Origin of the sequence: Pectobacterium nicotianae (assembly GCF_023272715.1) — a bacterium.
Classification (GTDB): domain Bacteria; phylum Pseudomonadota; class Gammaproteobacteria; order Enterobacterales; family Enterobacteriaceae; genus Pectobacterium; species Pectobacterium brasiliense.
Map to the genome: position 1 here is coordinate 1,270,660 of NZ_CP096821.1, position 18,827 is coordinate 1,289,486.

12 protein-coding genes are annotated in these 18,827 nt (G+C 53.3%); 8 read left to right on the forward strand and 4 right to left on the reverse strand.

Annotated elements, in window-relative coordinates; translation table 11 throughout:
* The first annotated feature begins 5 nt into the window (after positions 1–5).
* Entirely contained in the window at positions 6–482 is a 477-nt protein-coding gene (tadA, locus tag MYB54_RS05600) for a tRNA adenosine(34) deaminase TadA (protein ID WP_014916236.1), read from the forward strand.
* A 41-nt stretch (positions 483–523) separates the two neighbouring features.
* On the opposite strand, the gene mltF is transcribed toward tadA, so the two are convergent.
* The gene (gene mltF / locus MYB54_RS05605; RefSeq protein WP_039498557.1) at positions 524–2,032 is read right to left on the reverse strand and encodes a membrane-bound lytic murein transglycosylase MltF; all 1,509 of its coding nucleotides are present in this window, start codon (positions 2,030–2,032) and stop codon (positions 524–526) included.
* 216 nt (positions 2,033–2,248) lie between these two features.
* Between mltF and purL the strand changes: the two genes are divergently transcribed.
* The 5 genes from purL (at position 2,249) to glnB (ending at position 10,944) form a co-directional block, all read left to right on the forward strand.
* Complete coding sequence (gene purL, locus MYB54_RS05610) at positions 2,249–6,136, forward strand: phosphoribosylformylglycinamidine synthase (protein ID WP_119870752.1); 3,888 nt, start codon at positions 2,249–2,251, stop codon at positions 6,134–6,136.
* Positions 6,137–6,842: 706 nt separating this feature from the next.
* Complete coding sequence (locus tag MYB54_RS05615) at positions 6,843–8,279, forward strand: sensor histidine kinase (protein WP_039463803.1); 1,437 nt, start codon at positions 6,843–6,845, stop codon at positions 8,277–8,279.
* A 33-nt stretch (positions 8,280–8,312) separates the two neighbouring features.
* Positions 8,313–9,164, forward strand: a complete 852-nt coding sequence (qseG, locus tag MYB54_RS05620; RefSeq protein WP_371928271.1) for a two-component system QseEF-associated lipoprotein QseG — start codon at positions 8,313–8,315, stop codon at positions 9,162–9,164.
* The gene (gene glrR, locus MYB54_RS05625) at positions 9,161–10,498 is read left to right on the forward strand and encodes a two-component system response regulator GlrR (protein WP_010280116.1); all 1,338 of its coding nucleotides are present in this window, start codon (positions 9,161–9,163) and stop codon (positions 10,496–10,498) included. Before qseG ends, glrR begins: the two co-directional genes overlap by 4 nt.
* Before the next feature lie 107 nt (positions 10,499–10,605).
* Entirely contained in the window at positions 10,606–10,944 is a 339-nt protein-coding gene (glnB, locus tag MYB54_RS05630) for a nitrogen regulatory protein P-II (protein WP_005970202.1), read from the forward strand.
* 178 nt (positions 10,945–11,122) lie between these two features.
* Here glnB and pemA read toward each other — a convergent pair whose 3' ends face one another.
* The 3 genes from pemA to hmpA all read right to left on the reverse strand — a co-directional run bounded on the left by pemA (position 11,123) and on the right by hmpA (position 15,659).
* Complete coding sequence (pemA, locus tag MYB54_RS05635; protein ID WP_014916232.1) at positions 11,123–12,229, reverse strand: pectinesterase PemA; 1,107 nt, start codon at positions 12,227–12,229, stop codon at positions 11,123–11,125.
* 87 nt (positions 12,230–12,316) lie between these two features.
* Entirely contained in the window at positions 12,317–13,975 is a 1,659-nt protein-coding gene (gene paeY, locus MYB54_RS05640; RefSeq protein ID WP_248721620.1) for a pectin acetylesterase PaeY, read from the reverse strand.
* A gap of 493 nt (positions 13,976–14,468) precedes the next feature.
* Complete coding sequence (gene hmpA, locus MYB54_RS05645; RefSeq protein ID WP_014916230.1) at positions 14,469–15,659, reverse strand: NO-inducible flavohemoprotein; 1,191 nt, start codon at positions 15,657–15,659, stop codon at positions 14,469–14,471.
* A gap of 359 nt (positions 15,660–16,018) precedes the next feature.
* Between hmpA and glyA the strand changes: the two genes are divergently transcribed.
* Together glyA and MYB54_RS05655 are read left to right on the forward strand one after the other, a co-directional pair.
* Positions 16,019–17,272, forward strand: a complete 1,254-nt coding sequence (gene glyA, locus MYB54_RS05650; RefSeq protein ID WP_014916229.1) for a serine hydroxymethyltransferase — start codon at positions 16,019–16,021, stop codon at positions 17,270–17,272.
* 368 nt (positions 17,273–17,640) lie between these two features.
* A complete protein-coding gene (locus MYB54_RS05655) occupies positions 17,641–18,801 on the forward strand; it encodes a 3-phenylpropionate MFS transporter (RefSeq protein ID WP_014916228.1) in 1,161 nt (386 codons plus the stop codon).
* The last annotated feature ends 26 nt before the right edge of the window (positions 18,802–18,827 follow it).

The following is an 18,827-nucleotide window of genomic DNA, read 5'->3' on the forward strand; positions in this document are numbered from 1 at the left end:
ACTGGATGCGCCATGCATTAATGCTGGCTCAGCGCGCTCAGGATGAAGGCGAAGTGCCGGTTGGTGCGGTGCTGGTGCTGGATAATGAAGCCATCGGCGAAGGGTGGAACCGGCCGATTGGGCATCACGATCCTACCGCGCACGCTGAGATTATGGCGTTACGGCAGGGAGGGCAGGTGTTGCAGAATTACCGCCTGCTAGAGACAACGCTGTACGTCACGCTGGAGCCGTGCATCATGTGTGCGGGTGCGATGATACACAGCCGTATTGGCCGCCTGGTTTATGGCGCGTCAGATGAGAAAACGGGTGCGGCGGGGTCGCTGGTGGATATTCTGCGTCATCCCGGTATGAATCATCAGATCGTGATTGAATCCGGCATTCTGGCTGATGAATGTTCTGCAACGCTCAGTTCGTTCTTTCGCCTGCGTCGTGAACAGCATAAAGCCCGTCGTGCTGCCGAGAAAAACGCCGCGCAGGAGTAGCGGGGCGTTTTCCCTTCCATACGGCTCTATTCCGGTTCTTTTTATTCCGGTACCTTGCTGAGAGGCACGGCCGGATAGCCTTGCGCGATCTGGGTTTGTTGTTGCGCTTTAGCTTCTTTCTCGATCAGGTAACCTTCCAGACTCACCATATAACGCCGAATGTTTTCCACGTAGTTATAGGCTTCGTGTCCGCGCGCGTAGCCGTAGGTGGTTTGCGTGTAATAGCGCTTCTGGCTCAGCATCGGCAGGCGCATCTTCACATCGACCCAGCTGTCGGGGTTACCCTTCTGTTTTTCGGTCAATTTACGTGCATCAAGCAGATGGGCGTATCCCATATTGTAAGACGCCAGCGCAAACCAGATTTTTTCATCTTCTGGGATGGTGTCCGGCATTTTCTGCATCATGTGCGACATATATTGCGCACCGCCGCGAATACTTTGCTCAGGGTCGACTCGATCGGTGACGTTCAGGCTTTCTGCCGTGTTGCGCGTGAGCATCATCAGTCCGCGCACGCCGGTAGGGGAGGTCGCCAGCGGGTTCCAGTGTGACTCCTGATAGGAGATGGCGGCCAGCAGCTTCCAGTCGATATCGGTGGCGTATTTTTCAAACAGCGGTCGCAGATCCGGCAGCGTTTCATCAATCGCGCTCAGGAATGTGGTGGTATCGACATAGTCAAATTCGCCAACATGGCCGAGATACTTCTCCTCCAGACGCGCGAGCGTGCCGTCTTCGACAATCTGGCTGAAGAAATCCAGCAGCGCGGCGGACAGGCTGTCATCGTGTGAACGGCGCATATACCAGGTAACCGGCTCTTCGTCGCTGAGATCGAAGGCGACGGCAAGCTGCGGATGAATTCGCTGCATCAGGCCGATGGTGACCGAATCACCCAGCGTATAGTCCAGTTTGCCGTCGGCAACCTGCTTCAATAATTCCTGCGTGCTCTGATCGGAGGCCGATTCCCAGCTTAGCTGCGGGTATTTCTCCGCTTTTAGATCGCGCAGGGTAGCGGCGTGTGCGGAACCGGATGTGACAACGAGGCGGCCTTGCAGTTTATCCAGCGTTTTTGGACGGGGTGAACCGAGGCGGTACACCATCTGTTGTGAAATGGAATAGTAGGTTGGGCCGGCGCGGAAGCGTTCCAGACGCTCATGGTTGTAGATCAGCCCGGCAGCCAGCAGATCGGCATCGTCACCGTCTAAATCGTCGAACAGCTCGTCAAGATTCTTGCGTGACGATACTACCAGCTTGACGCCGAGGTAATCGGCGAACCGTTTTGCCAGTTCATAGTCCAGACCTGTCGGGGATCCGTTGCTCATTGCATAGGTCAGCGGTGAGTTGACCGTGCTGATACGCAACTCACCGCGTGAGAGGATCTGCCTGAGCTGTACATCCTGACTACTGCGCCAGGGAATACTAGGCCATAGCGCTAACGCCAGCAGTAACGTGATAATCCCGATGAAAAAATAATTTAATTTTAAAGGCTTCAAATAGTTATCTCTCGGCGGCCGTGTGGCCAGGCTGTCTGTAACGGCAGTTTTTTTATACGTCATTTCCCAGAGTGGGGGCATTTTGCTTAACAAACCGCCAGTGTGCAACTTTTATTGATTTGGTCACCGATTAATCATTCGTCGGACGCGAAGTGAAATTATCGCCACGCAAACGGTTTCGTCCGAGGGAAGGATTCTCTATAATATGCGCGTTTCCCCCCTGTTGTGCCCCATGGCTGTATCGCAGCCAGTGCATCGAAGACGAGAGAACTTTAGATTATGGAAATACTGCGTGGTTCACCTGCTTTATCGGCTTTTCGTATTAATAAATTGCTGGTCCGCTGCAAAGAGCACGTTTTGCCGGTCAGTGATATCTATGCTGAATACGTACATTTCGCCGATGTCAGCGCCCCGTTGAACAACGATGAACAGGCCAAACTGACACGTTTGCTGAAGTATGGTCCTTCTCTCGCGGAGCACGAGCCGCAAGGCCATCTGTTACTGGTCACGCCGCGTCCCGGTACCATTTCGCCGTGGTCTTCCAAAGCAACGGATATCGCCCATAACTGTGGGTTAAGCAAAGTACTGCGTCTGGAGCGTGGTCTGGCTTTCTATATTCATGCGCCTACGCTGAGCGATGAACAGTGGCAGCAACTGGGGGCACTGCTGCATGACCGAATGATGGAAAGCGTATTTAGCGACCTGAAACAGGCCGAAGCGCTGTTCTCTCATCATCAACCTGCCCCTTTCAAGCGTATCGAAATTCTGCTGGAAGGACGTCAGGCACTGGAAGAGGCGAACGTCCGTCTGGGACTGGCATTGGCAGAAGATGAAATTGACTATCTGCTGGAAGCCTTCACCAAACTGGGCCGCAATCCTAACGATATCGAACTGTATATGTTCGCCCAGGCGAACTCTGAGCACTGTCGCCACAAGATTTTCAACGCTGATTGGGTGATCGACGGCGTTACTCAGCCGAAGTCACTGTTCAAAATGATCAAAAACACCTTTGAACACACTCCCGATCACGTTCTCTCTGCCTATAAAGACAACGCCGCCGTCATGGAAGGTTCCGCCGTCGGCCGTTTCTACACCGATCCTAACGGGCAATATACTTACCATCAGGAAGACGCCCATATCCTGATGAAAGTTGAAACGCATAACCACCCAACCGCCATTTCACCGTGGCCGGGCGCAGCAACGGGATCCGGTGGTGAAATCCGTGACGAAGGCGCGACAGGCCGTGGCTCCAAGCCAAAAGCGGGTCTGGTGGGCTTCTCCGTATCGAACCTGCGCATTCCTGGCTTTGTCCAGCCGTGGGAAGAAGAAGAGTTCGGCAAGCCAGAGCGTATTGTCAGCGCGCTGGATATCATGACCGAAGGCCCATTGGGCGGTGCGGCATTCAATAACGAATTCGGTCGTCCTGCACTGACGGGCTATTTCCGTACGTATGAAGAGCGTGTTGATAGCCACAATGGCACAGAGCTGCGCGGCTACCATAAACCGATCATGCTGGCGGGTGGCATTGGTAACATCCGTGCCGATCATGTCAAAAAAGGCGAAATTATCGTCGGTGCCAAACTGATTGTACTGGGCGGACCGTCCATGAATATCGGTCTGGGCGGCGGTGCAGCCTCTTCTATGGCATCGGGTCAGTCTGATGCGGATCTGGATTTTGCTTCTGTACAGCGCGATAACCCAGAAATGGAGCGCCGCTGTCAGGAAGTGATCGACCGCTGCTGGCAATTGGGTGAAGCCAACCCGATTCTGTTCATCCACGATGTCGGCGCGGGCGGTCTGTCTAACGCGATGCCGGAACTGGTGAGCGACGGTGGTCGCGGTGGTCGCTTTGAACTGCGCGATATTCTGAACGACGAGCCGGGCATGAGCCCGCTGGAAGTCTGGTGTAACGAATCGCAGGAGCGCTACGTTCTGGCCGTTGCGCCAGAACAGCTGGCACAGTTTGATGAGATTTGCCGCCGTGAACGCGCACCTTATGCGGTGATTGGTGAGGCGACGGAAGAATTGCATCTGACGATGAACGATCGTCACTTCAACAACCAGCCTATCGACTTACCGCTGGATGTGCTGCTGGGCAAAACGCCGAAGATGCTGCGTGACGTTGAGCGCAAGCAGGTAGAAGGCACGCCGCTACAGCGTGATGAAATCTATCTGGCAGAAGCGGTCGAGCGCGTGCTGCACTTACCTGTTGTCGCGGAAAAAACCTTCCTGATCACCATCGGTGACCGCTCTGTTACCGGTATGGTAGCCCGCGATCAGATGGTCGGTCCGTGGCAGGTGCCAGTGGCTGACTGTGCGGTGACCAGTGCCAGCCTTGATAGCTATTACGGCGAGGCCATGTCTATCGGTGAACGTGCGCCAGTCGCGTTGCGTAACTTCGCGGCCTCCGCGCGTTTGGCGGTGGGTGAGGCGCTGACGAACATTGCGGCCACGCATATCGGCCCGCTGACTCGCGTGAAGCTGTCTGCGAACTGGATGGCAGCCGCAGGGCATCCGGGCGAAGATGCCGGACTGTACGATGCGGTGAAAGCCGTGGGTGAGGAACTGTGCCCTGCGCTGGGTCTGACGATTCCGGTGGGTAAAGACTCCATGTCGATGAAAACCCGCTGGCAGGAAGAGGGAGAAGATCGTGCGGTCACTTCGCCGATGTCGCTGGTGATCTCTGCGTTTGCCCGTGTGGAAGACGTGCGTAACACGGTAACGCCACAGCTGCGTACCGGACAGGATAATGCGCTGCTGCTCATCGATTTGGGTGCAGGCAATAAAGCGCTGGGTGCGACGGCGTTGGCACAGGTTTATCGCCAACTGGGTCGTAAGACGGCAGATGTGCATAGCCCTGAGCAACTGGCTGGCTTCTTTAATGCCATACAGCAACTGGTCGCGGATAAAGCGCTTCTGGCCTATCACGACCGTTCAGACGGCGGCCTGCTGGTTACGCTGGCGGAGATGGCGTTTGCTGGCCATTGCGGCGTGACTGTCGATATCGCGTCTCAGGGCGAAGATACGCTGGCGACGCTGTTTAACGAAGAGCTTGGCGCAGTAATCCAGATCCCTGCGGCACGTCGTGCGGAAGTGGAAGCGGTTCTGGCACTGCATGGTCTGGCAGATTGTGTGCATTATCTCGGTCATGCTGAAGAAGGCACGCGTTTCACCATCAATCAGGGTGCAGAAGCGATCTATCAGGAAAGCCGTTCAACGCTGCGTCGCTGGTGGGCTGAAACCAGCTGGCAGATGCAGCGCCTGCGTGATAACCCGCAGTGTGCCGATCAGGAACACATCGCCAGACAGGATGATAACGATCCCGGCCTGAACGTGTCGCTGACCTTCGATCCGCAGCAAGATATTGCTGCACCTTATATCGCTAAGAATGTCCGCCCTAAAGTGGCTGTCCTGCGTGAGCAGGGTGTGAACTCTCATGTAGAAATGGCGGCGGCGTTCCACCGTGCGGGCTTTGATGCCATCGACATCCATATGAGCGACCTGCTGGCGAATCGCCGTAACTTGCAGGATTTCCAGGCGCTGGTTGCGTGTGGCGGCTTTTCTTATGGTGACGTGTTGGGTGCGGGTGAAGGCTGGGCTAAATCCATTCTGTTCAACTCTCGCGTACGCGATGAATTCGCTGAATTCTTCCTGCGTCCACATACGCTGGCGCTAGGCGTATGTAACGGTTGCCAGATGATGTCCAACCTGCGTGAGCTGATTCCGGGCGCCGATCTCTGGCCGCGTTTTGTCCGCAATAAATCCGATCGCTTTGAAGCGCGCTTCAGCCTGGTCGAAGTGGAGAAAAGCCCGTCGTTGTTCATGAATGATATGGCCGGATCGCGCATGCCGATTGCCGTTTCACACGGAGAAGGTCAGGTTGAAGTTCGCGACGATGCCCATCTGGCGGCGATTGAAGAACACGGTCTGGTAGCGCTGCGTTATATCAACCACTATGGTCAGGTCACTGAGAACTATCCGGCTAACCCGAATGGCTCGCCAAACGGTATTACGGCAGTCACCAGCACTAGCGGTCGGGCAACGGTCATGATGCCGCACCCTGAGCGCGTGTTCCGTACCGTCAGTAACTCCTGGCACCCGGAAGAGTGGGGCGAGGATGGCCCGTGGATGCGTATGTTCCGCAATGCGCGTAGACAGCTGGGCTAAGTTTAGGTCAGTCAGAGAAAGGGGCTTCGGCCCCTTTTTTACGTCTGTTTTCTCAGCTTGTCGTTTTTTTGCGACGGACAGGCTTTTTACTGTCTCTAATTGGTGACATTTAACTATTTGATTTATATGAGCGGTGTGATGGCATCATAAAGCTGTCTGTTTTTAGCGACATAAATCGTCTCTTTTGCGCGTATTTTCGTTATTTGTATTCCGGGTTATGTATTTATCGGCGATGTTTTAAATTAAATTTATTAATAATCAGTTAGTTAAAATTAATCACTCAAGCTTGGCATGATAAGTGCATTTTAAGTAGAGTTGCTCATTCAACTGGTTATGATTGCGTTGCTAACTGGCAAACATTTTCGCTCATAACATCTGGAATGATGCCAAAAGAAAGGGTGCCTATCGTCCACCAGACCGATAATCGGGCGTGAAAACGAACGTTATCAAGCATCGGGCGACACGTTGAGTGAGGCACCGCCTATTCAGTTACGCGGCCAGAGGGAGCGATTCTTCTGGCCGCGTGACGTTTTAACCCCGCCACTTCTCCCCAGAGAATCCCCCCTGATTGTTTTTACGGCGTTACTTTTGCCGTCCTTACCGTGGTATTCATGCCACATTGCGAAGCGTTGCGCATGTCGTAAGGGAAAACGTTGAACTTTTATAAGACTCAGTTAGCATCAGAGCGGATTCGATAGGTAACGAGATGATTTCTTTGAAACGATGGCGTTTATTCCCGCGTTCCCTGCGGCAATTAGTAATTATGGCGTTCTTGCTGGTTTTGCTGCCGCTGTTGGTGCTGGCCTATCAGGCTTATCAAAGCCTGAACATGCTGAGCGAACAGGCTGCGGATATTAACCGGACAACGTTGACGGATGCTCGACGCAGTGAGGCAATGACCAGCGTTGCGCTGGCGATGGAGCGTAGCTACCGGCAATACTGCGTATTGGACGATCAGACGCTGGCGACGCTCTATCAGAACCAGCGTAAACAGTATTTGCAAATGCTGGATTCTCACGCACAGGTCCTGCCCGATCCCCGTTATTACCAGACGCTACGTCAACTCCTTACTCAGCTCGGTGAAATACGCTGCCATAACAGCGGCCCGGAACAAACGGCATCCAGCCTGCTGGAAGGGTTCTCCCGCGCGAACGGGCAGATGGTGCAGGTGACGCGTGACGTCGTTTTCTCCCGTGGGCAGCAGCTTCAGCAGGCTATTTCCGAACGTGGTCAGTTCTTTGGCTGGCAGGCGCTGCTCTTGTTTCTGGTCAGTGTGCTGCTGGTGGTTCTCTTTACTCGGATGATTATCGGCCCAGTTAATGGCGTCGAGCGAATGATTAACCGCCTTGGGGAAGGGCGCTCGCTGGGCAACACTAGCACCTTTAAAGGGCCGCGTGAAATTCGGACGCTGGCGCAGCGCATTATCTGGTTGAGCGAGCGTCTGTCCTGGCTCGAATCACAGCGACATGAGTTTTTACGCCATATCTCCCACGAATTGAAAACACCGCTGGCTAGCCTGCGGGAAGGCACTGAATTGCTGGCTGATGAGGTGGTTGGTCCGCTGACTGCCGATCAGAAAGAGGTGGTTGCTATTCTTGATAGCAGCAGTCGCCACCTGCTACAGCTGATCGATCAACTGCTGGACTACAATCGTAAGCTGGCGGATACGCCGACCGAGCTGGAGCGGGTGGAAATCGAAGAAATCGTCGATATTGTCGTGGCCTCTCATAGCTTGCCTGCCCGCGCCAAAATGATTCATACCGATGTGACGCTGGCCGTTGATCACTGTTGGGCGGAGACGACGCTATTGATGCGAGTGATCGATAATCTCTATTCCAATGCGGTGCACTACGGTAAGGAATCCGGTAACATTTGGATTCATAGCCGTCAGATTGGCAATCGCGTTCAGATTGATGTCGCCAACAATGGTACGCCTATTCCCGATGCAGAACGGAGCATGATTTTTGAGCCCTTTTATCAGGGCAGCCATCAGCGCCGTGGTGCAGTAAAAGGAAGCGGGCTGGGGTTGAGCATCGCGCGTGATTGCATCCGTCGTATGCGTGGTGAGCTTAGCCTGATTACCGTGGACTATGCTGATGTGTGTTTCCGCATCGAGCTGCCCTTATTGTCTGATAACGAATAGTCCGATAACGAATAATCCGAGAATGAATAGAGAATGAATGTAGGATTTATGAAGGGATGGCTGGCGAGTAGAGGATTTTCCCGTCTGTTGAAGGCGACGCTTATGTCATCGCCACTCATTTTAGCTGCGTGTAACAGCAACGTGCACAATGGCATTGCACTGCTGGAGACCGAAGCTACACCGCCGAAAGAGCAGGTTGCCGATTTCCGTATCGCGCAATGCGAGCATCTGTGGCAGATCGACGATCGTGAATCCATGAACAACGCGCTTTACTGGTTGCGGGCGATGGACTGTGCCGGGCGTTTAACACAGTTCCAGGCACGTGAGGAAGCCGGGCAAGTTGCGGGTGATAGCTGGGATAGCGTGTTTAAGCAGGGCATCCTGCTGGATAATGCCGGTATTACTCAGGTTGAACGCCGCCAGGTGCTGGAACAGATCAATTTATATCGTCTGGCTTTCCCGGCGGCGCTGCGCCCGCTGATGCAAACCTGGCGTGACAGGCAAACATTGTTCTTGGCGCTATCGGATGAGCGTCTGCGCTATAAGCGTTTGCAGGAGTCCAGCGACAAGCAGCTAGACGCCCTGCGTGTACAGCAAAGTCACCTGCAATATCAGTTAGAAACCACCACGCAGAAACTGGAAAATCTGACGGATATTGAGCGTCAACTGTCGTCTCGTAAACAGCTGTCGGGGGAAATGCCAGATAACGACGGCGATCGTCGTGGTAGTTCCGGTGCGAATAGCAGTAGTACAAATAAAGACGCTTCGCGCAATTCGGCAACGAAATCCAGAAATGAGCCAGTTGATGCGGATGACACCTATACGCCGCCGATGGAATCACATACGGACAACGCGACGACGAAGAAGGAGTCAACAAGACAATGACAGCCCGAAAAACGGCGAGTTTGTTGCTCGTGGATGATGACCCCAGCCTGCTGAAACTGTTGGGCATGCGGCTGACCAGCGAAGGATTTAGCGTGATGACCGCGGAGAGCGGCCAAGAGGCGCTGCGGCTGTTAACGCGCGAGACGTTCGATCTGGTGATCAGCGATCTTCGTATGGATGAAATGGATGGTATGGCGCTGTTTGCCGAAATTCAGCGCTATCAGCCGGGGATGCCGGTGATCATTTTAACCGCTCATGGTTCCATTCCCGATGCGGTTGCGGCTACCCAGCAGGGGGTGTTCAGCTTCCTGACGAAGCCCGTTGACCGTGATGCGCTCTACAAAGCGATAGACGAAGCACTGGCATTGTCCGCCCCAGCGGGGGATGAAAGCTGGCGTGAAACCATCGTGACGCGCAGCCCGATTATGCTGCGTCTGCTGGAGCAGGCCAGAATGGTCGCGCAGTCGGACGTCAGCGTGCTGATTAACGGTCAGAGCGGCACCGGGAAAGAGGTGCTGGCTCAGGCGATTCATGCGGCGAGCCCGCGTGCGAAGAAAGCCTTCATTGCAATTAACTGCGGTGCGCTGCCGGAGCCATTGCTGGAATCGGAGCTGTTCGGCCATGCGAAAGGGGCTTTTACCGGCGCGGTCAGCAGCCGTGAAGGGCTTTTTCAGGCGGCGGAAGGCGGCACGCTGTTTTTAGATGAAATCGGCGATATGCCGCTGTCCTTACAGGTTAAGCTGCTGCGCGTTCTGCAGGAGCGAAAAGTCCGCCCGCTGGGTAGCAACCGCGATTTGGACATTGACGTGCGGATTATTTCCGCCACGCACCGTGATTTGCCGAAGGCGATGGAGAAGAACGAATTTCGCGAGGATCTCTATTATCGGCTCAACGTGGTGAATATGAAGCTGCCAGCGCTGCATGAGCGTGCTGAAGATATCCCGATGCTGGCAAACCATCTGCTGCGTGAATCTGCTAATCGCCACAAGCCTTTTGTGCGCACCTTCTCAACCGATGCGATGAAGCGCTTGATGACGGCAAGCTGGCCGGGTAACGTGCGTCAACTGGTGAATGTCATCGAACAGTGTGTCGCGCTGACCAGCGCACCGGTGATCAGCGATGCGCTGGTTGAACAAGCGCTGGAAGGTGAAAATACCGCCCTGCCAACGTTTGTTGAAGCACGTCATCAGTTTGAGCTTAACTATTTGCGAAAACTATTACAGATCGCAAAAGGTAACGTGACGCAGGCCGCGCGAATGGCCGGGCGTAACCGAACGGAATTTTATAAACTGTTGGGCCGCCACGAGCTGGATGCCAACGATTTTAAAGACTAGCGCTGAGAGAGCCGTGCGGGTGTAGATTGTCCGCCTGAGTTCTGACATGCTGTCCACTTGCTGATGCTCGGCTTTGGCCGCAACATAGATAACACAAAGGTTCCTCCATGAAGAAAATTGATGCGATTATTAAGCCGTTCAAACTGGACGATGTGCGTGAAGCGTTAGCTGAAGTGGGCATCACAGGGATGACGGTAACAGAAGTTAAAGGCTTTGGTCGTCAGAAAGGCCACACCGAGCTGTATCGCGGTGCAGAATACATGGTCGATTTTCTGCCAAAAGTAAAAATCGAAATTGTCGTGTCAGATGACATCGTCGATACCTGTGTGGAAACCATCACGCAGACTGCGCAAACGGGTAAAATTGGCGACGGTAAAATCTTCGTCTTTGATGTGGCCCGCGTTGTCCGTATTCGTACCGGTGAAGAGGACGAAGAAGCGATTTAATCGCCTCGTCAATACCATGTATACTCTAAATAATTCGAGTTTCAGGAAGGCGGCAAGTGAGGGCGTCCCGATGAGCTTACTCAAGTAAGTGATTCGGGTGAGCTAACGAAGCCAACGCACATGCAACTTGAAGTATGACGAGTATAGAAGCCAGCCTATCAGGCTGGCTTCGTCACATTTACTTCCCTTTAGGTGCAGTAGGAACCCAACCTGCCAGCACCTTGTTTACGGTGTATTCTGCTGCTTCCGCATCGCTTAACTGACGGCGCTGAGCGTTTTTCTCTGCTCCTTTACCGCTGGATTTATACTCGAAAAAGCGTGAGTCCTGCGGATGGAACCAGATTGTATTACCTTGTTTATCTTTACCGGACATTTTGTCCCAGCCATAGATATGGTCGTCCATACTGGTGTTCAGGAAGACCGTCTGACCGATGGCGTTAGGATCGGCATAGCGGCCATCGTCAAACGTGGTCGTTGGATGCCAGGGGCGACCCAGACCATAGCTTTTCGCGGGAACGCCTTTCTCTTTAATCACACGGCTATTGATAATGACCAAACCATATTTTTGTTTAATATTGGTGCTGGGGGCGGTGAGGTAGCCCATCTGCTGATTTTTCACGTCGGTACGGTTACGCGCGACAATGTCGCAATTGTCAAACAGCGCGGTACCATTACCAAAGATGAAATCAACGGTGCCGCTGATTCGGCATTTGGAGAAGTAACTGCGTCCACCTTTGACATAGAGCGTGTCTTGATAGCCCGTCAGGCTAACATCGTGGAACCAGACACGATCGCCTTTGTCATCAACCAGTAACGCAACGGCCTGCGTATCTTTGATTTTGGTCGGATCGTCATTGGCTTTGGCCTGATTGGCAGGGAAATCAAAACCATTGCCGATGGTCAGCGAGCGGGCGCTGAAATCCGGCGCATTGATTCTCACGGTATAACTGCCGGAGGTTCCCCATTTGCTGCCATCGGGTTTGAGCATCCCAGCGGCGGTGGTCGCGGTGATCACGGTGCCGTCACGGCTTTCACCTTGTAGGTGAATGTTAGGGCGCGTAATGACCAATCGCTCGTGATACACGCCATTTTTCAGATAGATAACAAATGGCGAGCTGTCTGCTGGTGCGCTGGCGATGGCTTCAGCGATGGTTTTGTAGGCGTTGGCACCCGTTGCATTGGCAGAAACCAGCGCATTGTAGTCGGCAGCCTGCGCTAGCGACCAGGGCGAGGAAATTAACATGGCTAAGGTCAGAGTTTTGCGAAGATGTGCAGTGTTTATCATATCCATAGTCCTTTAATGAGTTATATACGACGCGGCGGTATTATTACGCCGCGTGTGGCTCTGTCTTATTATTTTCCTGACGAATGACTACTGGTGTTGTTTGATGGTTTTCTCTGCTAATGCTGCCAGAGCTGGCTCTTGCCGAATGGCATCAGCGACAATCCCTGCCACGGCGGTAGCGCCTTTTTTCTGAAAATGGGTGGTATCCGGTTTGCTCAGGCTACCCGCCTGATCGCGATAGTAAGGGTATTGCTTAGGATCGATTACCAGCCAGTATTGTTTCCAATGGTCGCTGTTGCCCTGGTTTGCCAACGCAATAGTGGCAGGCTCAACGTCCAGCAAAATGACCTTGTTATCCGCAGCCGTATTCTTGATGGTCTGGCTGTAATCGCCGACGAAAGCATAGCCATTTTCCGCGTTTTGCTTGGTGAAGTGACTGTGTACCGCTGGCGTGCCGTTTTTCCCGTCAGCCGTTTTTACTCGGGTCGTCGGGGTCAACAGAACCGGTGTGAGTTTGTGCTGACGGGCGAAAGTGATGTAGCGCTCCAGCGATGTCTGGAATGACATATCAGCTTTCCCCTGCGGGGCCTGCTTTTTCCCTGCCGCATCGTTCGGGTAAGTACAGAGGTTAGCGACATCCGCCGGGCCACGTACCGCTTTTGCACTGTTGCAGTTTTGATCGTTGTGTCCCATTTGAATAAACAGGAAATCACCCTCTTTCATCAGCGGCTGCATCTGGCGGAACCAGCCTTCGTAGAAATAGTCGCGTGAGCTACGGCCTGCACGTGCGCCATTGACGACTTTCACACTGCTATTTTTACTGAACTGCTGTTCAAAAACCTGACCCCATCCCATACGCGGGAAGCGCATTTTTTCATAGGTTGCCGCGGTTGAGTCGCCGACGATGAAAATGCGGGTTTGTGCTTTCTGGATCGCGTCCAGACTCTGGCGGGCAGAACGGTAATCCAGCGGTTCATAATCGCCTTTATTATTCAGACCGACGATGGGATGGAACGCGCTGTCGGTCAGCACCGTATGGCCAGAATAGCCGGTGTCGTTGTGATAATTGCGGGTATGGTTAATGACATTGACGATTTTGGTGACCGCATCCTGCTGGGCCGCAGGGTAAGTCAGAGGATCGAAACTCTTGGGCGCGCTGACGCCTACCTGTTTTAACGCGTCATTAAAGCCTGCATGAAAATCGGCGTAGGCTTTTTTCCATGCTGCGGCGTCCAGTTTCGGTGATGCCGTGTCGTCCGTTAGCTGCTGTGGACCAATGTAGCCTGCTGCCACCGCAATATCTGAGGTAATGCGGTCAGTCAGCGGGTTGATATTGGCAATATTCTCTTTACCGTCATGCAATGATGGGGCGACAGCAGACAGGCAGATTGCACGGGAAATATTATTCAGCAGGCAGTTATTGCCGCCGGATTCGATGGCTAAAAGGCGCAACGGCGGTGTAAGGCCAGAGACATCGAGGTGATATTTTCCTTGCTCATCGGTCTGTGTCTGCCGCTTCTGACCTTGCTGGTCTCTTATAATAATGGTGGCAGGCAGATGAATATCCCGAACGGTAACGTTACCGGATAAGCCGGTTTTTTCACCTAGTGTTGAACCTGACAGTAAGTTAACGCTGTCCGGTGCGGCGGTCTGGTGTGCCGCGGCGGGCGTTTTAGCGTGTACCAGTGTGAAAGGGGCGGAAAGTATCAGAGCTAAAGCTATACTTTCTGAAAAACGTTTTGCCATGGTCAGACATATCCCTTGTTGGTTAGTCGAAAACGGTTAATGAACCCAGGCGTTATCAAAGGAAGGTCGCTGTTTTTTATCGCTCTTGTCACGGCCTTTAGCGAGAACGTCGGGCTTTTATTGTGCACCCAAGCCGATTCAAGGGCGATGCCTATATCCGTCATTCTTCAAGTTGCATGTGCGTTAGCTGCGTTCGCTCACCCGAATCACTTACCCGAGTAAGCTCATCGGGACTCCCTCGCTTGCCGCCTTCTTGCAACTCGAATTATTTAGGCTATAAACACAGCTCCTTTGGTGAAATAACTATTCATTAAAAATGAAATATTATTTTAATAAGGTATTGTTTTTTGTGACCCACCTCTTTTTTAGTGGAGCGCTTGTGTATCAGCGCATAAAAGTGTGATCGATAAAGTATTTTGGGAAGGGGGGCGGTCTGAAAGATGAAAAAAGGCCGCAGAAGCGGCCTTTGGGTTTGATCCGTCACCAATGAGGGTTAGACGACTTTATGTGGACCAAAACATTCGTAATGCAGTTGCTCAGCGGGGATGCCCATAGCCAGCAACTGCTGCGCGATAAACTGCATGAAAACCACAGGGCCGCACAGGTAATAGTGCATATCTGGCGTGGTTAATTCATCTTTTAACGAGGCCAACTGCATCAGCCCGCGATGATGATAATCTTCGCCTGGGCGATCGACCTGCTGCGGTTCCCGATACCAGATGTGATGCTGGAACTGCGGCAGAGACTGTCCTGTTTGTTTGATTTCATCCGCAAACGCATGCGCTGTGCCATTTTCTGCTGCATGTAGCCATAGCACCTTCGCCTGATGATTCTGTTGCTTGAGCGTATGCAACATGCCCAGCATCGGGGTTTGCCCCACGCCGCCAGAAATCAGGGCAACCGGTGTAGAAGCGGGGATATCCAGGAAGAAATCGCCGTGCGGTGCCGCCAGATGAATGATGTCGCTTTCACGCGCGGTATCATGCAGATAGCCGGAAACAGTGCCTTGAGCTTCACGTTTCACCGCAATCCGGTAGGATTTTCCATTTGGCGCGTGAGTCAGAGAGTATTGGCGAATCTCTTGGTTGGCAAAGCTGTCATGCTTGATGTAAACCGCCAGATACTGGCCCGGTTGAAAATCCGCAATAGGCTGGCCGTCGGTGGGTTCCAACGTGAAGCTGGTAATCACCGAGCTTTGTGGCTGTTTGTTCACAATACGGAAAGGCCGCACGCCGCTCCAGCCGCCGTTTTGCGCTTCGGTACTGCGGTAGATATCGCCTTCACGCTGAATGAAGACATTCGCCAGCACGCCATAGGCTTTACCCCAGGCATCCAGGACTTCTTGCCCTGGGCTAAACAGTTCATCCAGCGTTGCCAATAAATGATTACCGACGATCTGATACTGATCGGCCTGAATGTTAAAGCTGGCATGCTTCTGGGCGATACGCTCAACCGCAGGCAGCAGCGCAGCCAGGTTTTCAATATTCGTTGCATAAGCACAGATGGCATTGAACAACGCTTCACGCTGATCGCCATTGCGCTGGTTGCTCATGTTAAAAATATCTTTGAGCTCAGGGTTATGCGTAAACATGCGATCGTAAAAATGCGCGGTTAGTTTCGGGCCCGTTTCCGCCAGCAGAGGAATGGTTGATTTAACGATGGCGATAGTTTGGTTATCCAGCATGGTGACTCCTTTTTATTGGCATGACTTATAAGTTGTATTTTATATGCATCTTATTGGGTTTGTCCGCCGCTGTAAATTACCTTTTTGGTGGTAGGGGTTTTTAGGCAGAGCCAAAGGGAATAACATGAAGAAATAGCAGGTTGAGAATGAAGAAAAATCCGTTTACCACTGCGCAGCAGATATTTGCTGAAGCCTTGCGCTGCCTGTAGCTAATCGTTTGCGTAAAAACCTCTGTCAAGACCTATCTTCATTAGGGAAAAACGGTTTACACTATACGCCATTCCCCAAAAGGGTAGCCCAATTCCCAAATGGGCCATTAATTCCCAGTATATTTATGTTAGCTGAGTCAGGAGATCCGGATGTTAAAGCGTGAAATGAACATTGCCGATTATGATGCCGACCTGTGGCAAGCAATGGAGCAAGAAGTGGTGCGTCAGGAAGAGCACATTGAACTGATTGCGTCAGAAAACTACACCAGCCCACGCGTTATGCAGGCTCAAGGGTCTCAGCTGACGAACAAGTATGCTGAAGGTTATCCGGGCAAACGTTACTACGGCGGCTGTGAGTATGTGGACATCGTTGAGCAACTGGCTATCGATCGTGCGAAAGCGCTGTTCGGTGCAGATTATGCCAACGTTCAGCCGCACTCCGGCTCTCAGGCTAACTTTGCCGTTTACACCGCGCTGCTGCAGCCGGGCGACACCATTCTGGGTATGAACCTGGCGCACGGTGGTCACCTGACGCACGGTTCTCCGGTTAACCTGTCAGGTAAACTGTATAACGTTATTCCTTACGGCATCGACGAAAGCGGCAAGATCGACTACGACGAAATGGCTGAACTGGCGCGTACGCACAAGCCAAAAATGATCGTCGGCGGTTTCTCTGCTTACTCTGGCGTGGTTGACTGGGCGAAGATGCGTGAAATCGCTGACAGCATCGGTGCTTACCTGTTTGTCGATATGGCGCACGTTGCCGGTCTGATCGCCGCGGATGTTTACCCTAACCCGGTTCCTCATGCCCACATCGTGACCACCACCACGCACAAAACGCTGGCTGGCCCACGCGGTGGCCTGATTCTGGCGAAAGGCGGCGACGAAGAGCTGTACAAAAAACTAAACTCTGCGGTATTCCCTGGTGGTCAGGGCGGTCCATTGATGCACGTTATCGCGGGTAAAGCGGTTGCGCTGAAAGAAGCGATGGAGCCTGAATTCAAGGTTTATCAGCAGCAAGTCGCGAAAAACGCCAAAGCAATGGTTGAAGTCTTCCTGTCACGTGGTTTCAACGTGGTGTCTGGTGGAACCAGCAACCACTTGTTCCTGCTGGATCTGGTGAGCAAAAACCTGACCGGTAAAGAAGCTGATGCTGCGCTGGGCCGTGCAAACATCACCGTGAACAAAAACAGCGTGCCTAACGATCCGAAGAGCCCGTTTGTGACTTCTGGTATCCGTATCGGGACCCCAGCGGCAACCCGTCGCGGCTTTAAAGAAGCGGAAGTGCGTGAACTGGCTGGCTGGATCTGTGATGTGTTGGACAACATCAACGACGAAGCGACCATTGAACGTGTGAAACAGAAAGTTCTGGAGATCTGTGCCCGCTTCCCGGTTTACGCATAATTCGGCATTTTCTCTGACATCACTGTCGGAACACTTCCTAAACGCCAGCCTGAGTGCTGGCGTTTTTTATGGCGGCCATCCCTGGCCACCACCCTGCGGGCCGTCGCAAGCGACGTTGAAAAACGTTCCCTACGTTTTTTTATGGCGTGCCATCCTTGGCCGCCACCCTACGGGCCGTCGCAAGCGACGTTGAAAATTTCTCCCGGAAATTTTTTATGCCTGTCGATCAGGGCACTATCTCCGTTCACGTTTAATGGTGAATAACGCGTTGCACCGTCGTGTGCACTCTGACACAGTAACCGGCAAAAAAGAGTAGCGAGCAAAAAAGTGCCGAAGCTAGGGGAGTTCGTCATCGAAAGGGAGGAATCATGGTTTTGCAATCGACGCGCTGGTTGGCGCTGAGCTATTTCACCTACTTTTTTTGCTATGGCGTTTTCCTGCCGTTCTGGGGCGGGTGGCTGAAAGGCGAGGGGCTGTCCGCTGAGTCGATCGGCATGCTGCTGGGCGCGGGGCTGGTGGCGCGCTTCGTCGGCAGTCTGGTCATCACGCCCAGCGTGAAAGATCCGTCCAAATTGATTACGGTGTTACGTGGGCTGGCGTTGCTGTCATTGGCGCTGGCTGTTGGTTTCTGGCTGGGGAATGCCTGGCTGTGGCTGATGATCGTGATGATCGGGTTTAACCTGTTTTTTGCGCCGCTGGTACCGCTGACGGATGCATTAGCGGCGACGTGGCAGCGGCAGGTTGTGATGGATTACGGCAAGGTACGCGTCTGGGGCTCGATCGCGTTTGTTATCGCTTCTGCCGCAACGGGCGAACTGGTCGCAATCTGGGGGCACCCCGCGATTCTGGCCATTCTCAGCGCGGGGCTGGTTGTGATGCTATTAGGTATGCTGCTTCGCCCCAGCGTGATGCCGCAAGCCGCAACATCGACTGCGCAGTCGGTTAGCGTCACGCCGTGGAAACGATTGCTAACCGAACCCGCGGTATGGCGTTTCCTGCTTTGCGTGTCGCTGCTGCAAGGTGCACACGCGGCGTACTATGGTTTCAGCGTCATTTATTGGCAGGATTCGGGCTATTCCGCCTCGATTATTGGCTATCTCTGGTCGTTAGGTGTGGTCGCGGAGATTGTTATCTTTACCTTCAGTCAACGCCTGTTTCGACGCTGGAGTGCCAGACAGCTTTTGCTGCTCTCTGCCGTATGCGGCGTGGTGCGCTGGGGCTTGATGGGGGCGACGGTGGCTCTGCCGTGGCTGATTGTGATACAGATATTGCACTGTGGCACCTTCACCGTCTGCCATCTGGCTGCCATGCGTTTTATCGCCGCACGTACCGGTGGTGACATTCTGCGGTTACAGGCGGTGTATTCCGCGCTGGCGATGGGCGGAAGTATCGCGGTGATGACGATGGTGTCCGGTTTCCTGTTTGAACACCTGCAGGGCGGCACGTTCTGGGTGATGGCGCTGTTGGCGGTTCCGGCCCTGTTTATTCGGCCTTCTGTCCGTCACCATACGGTGGTCGAAAAGGCTTAAGTCATGGCGCGTATTGTCAAGATAAC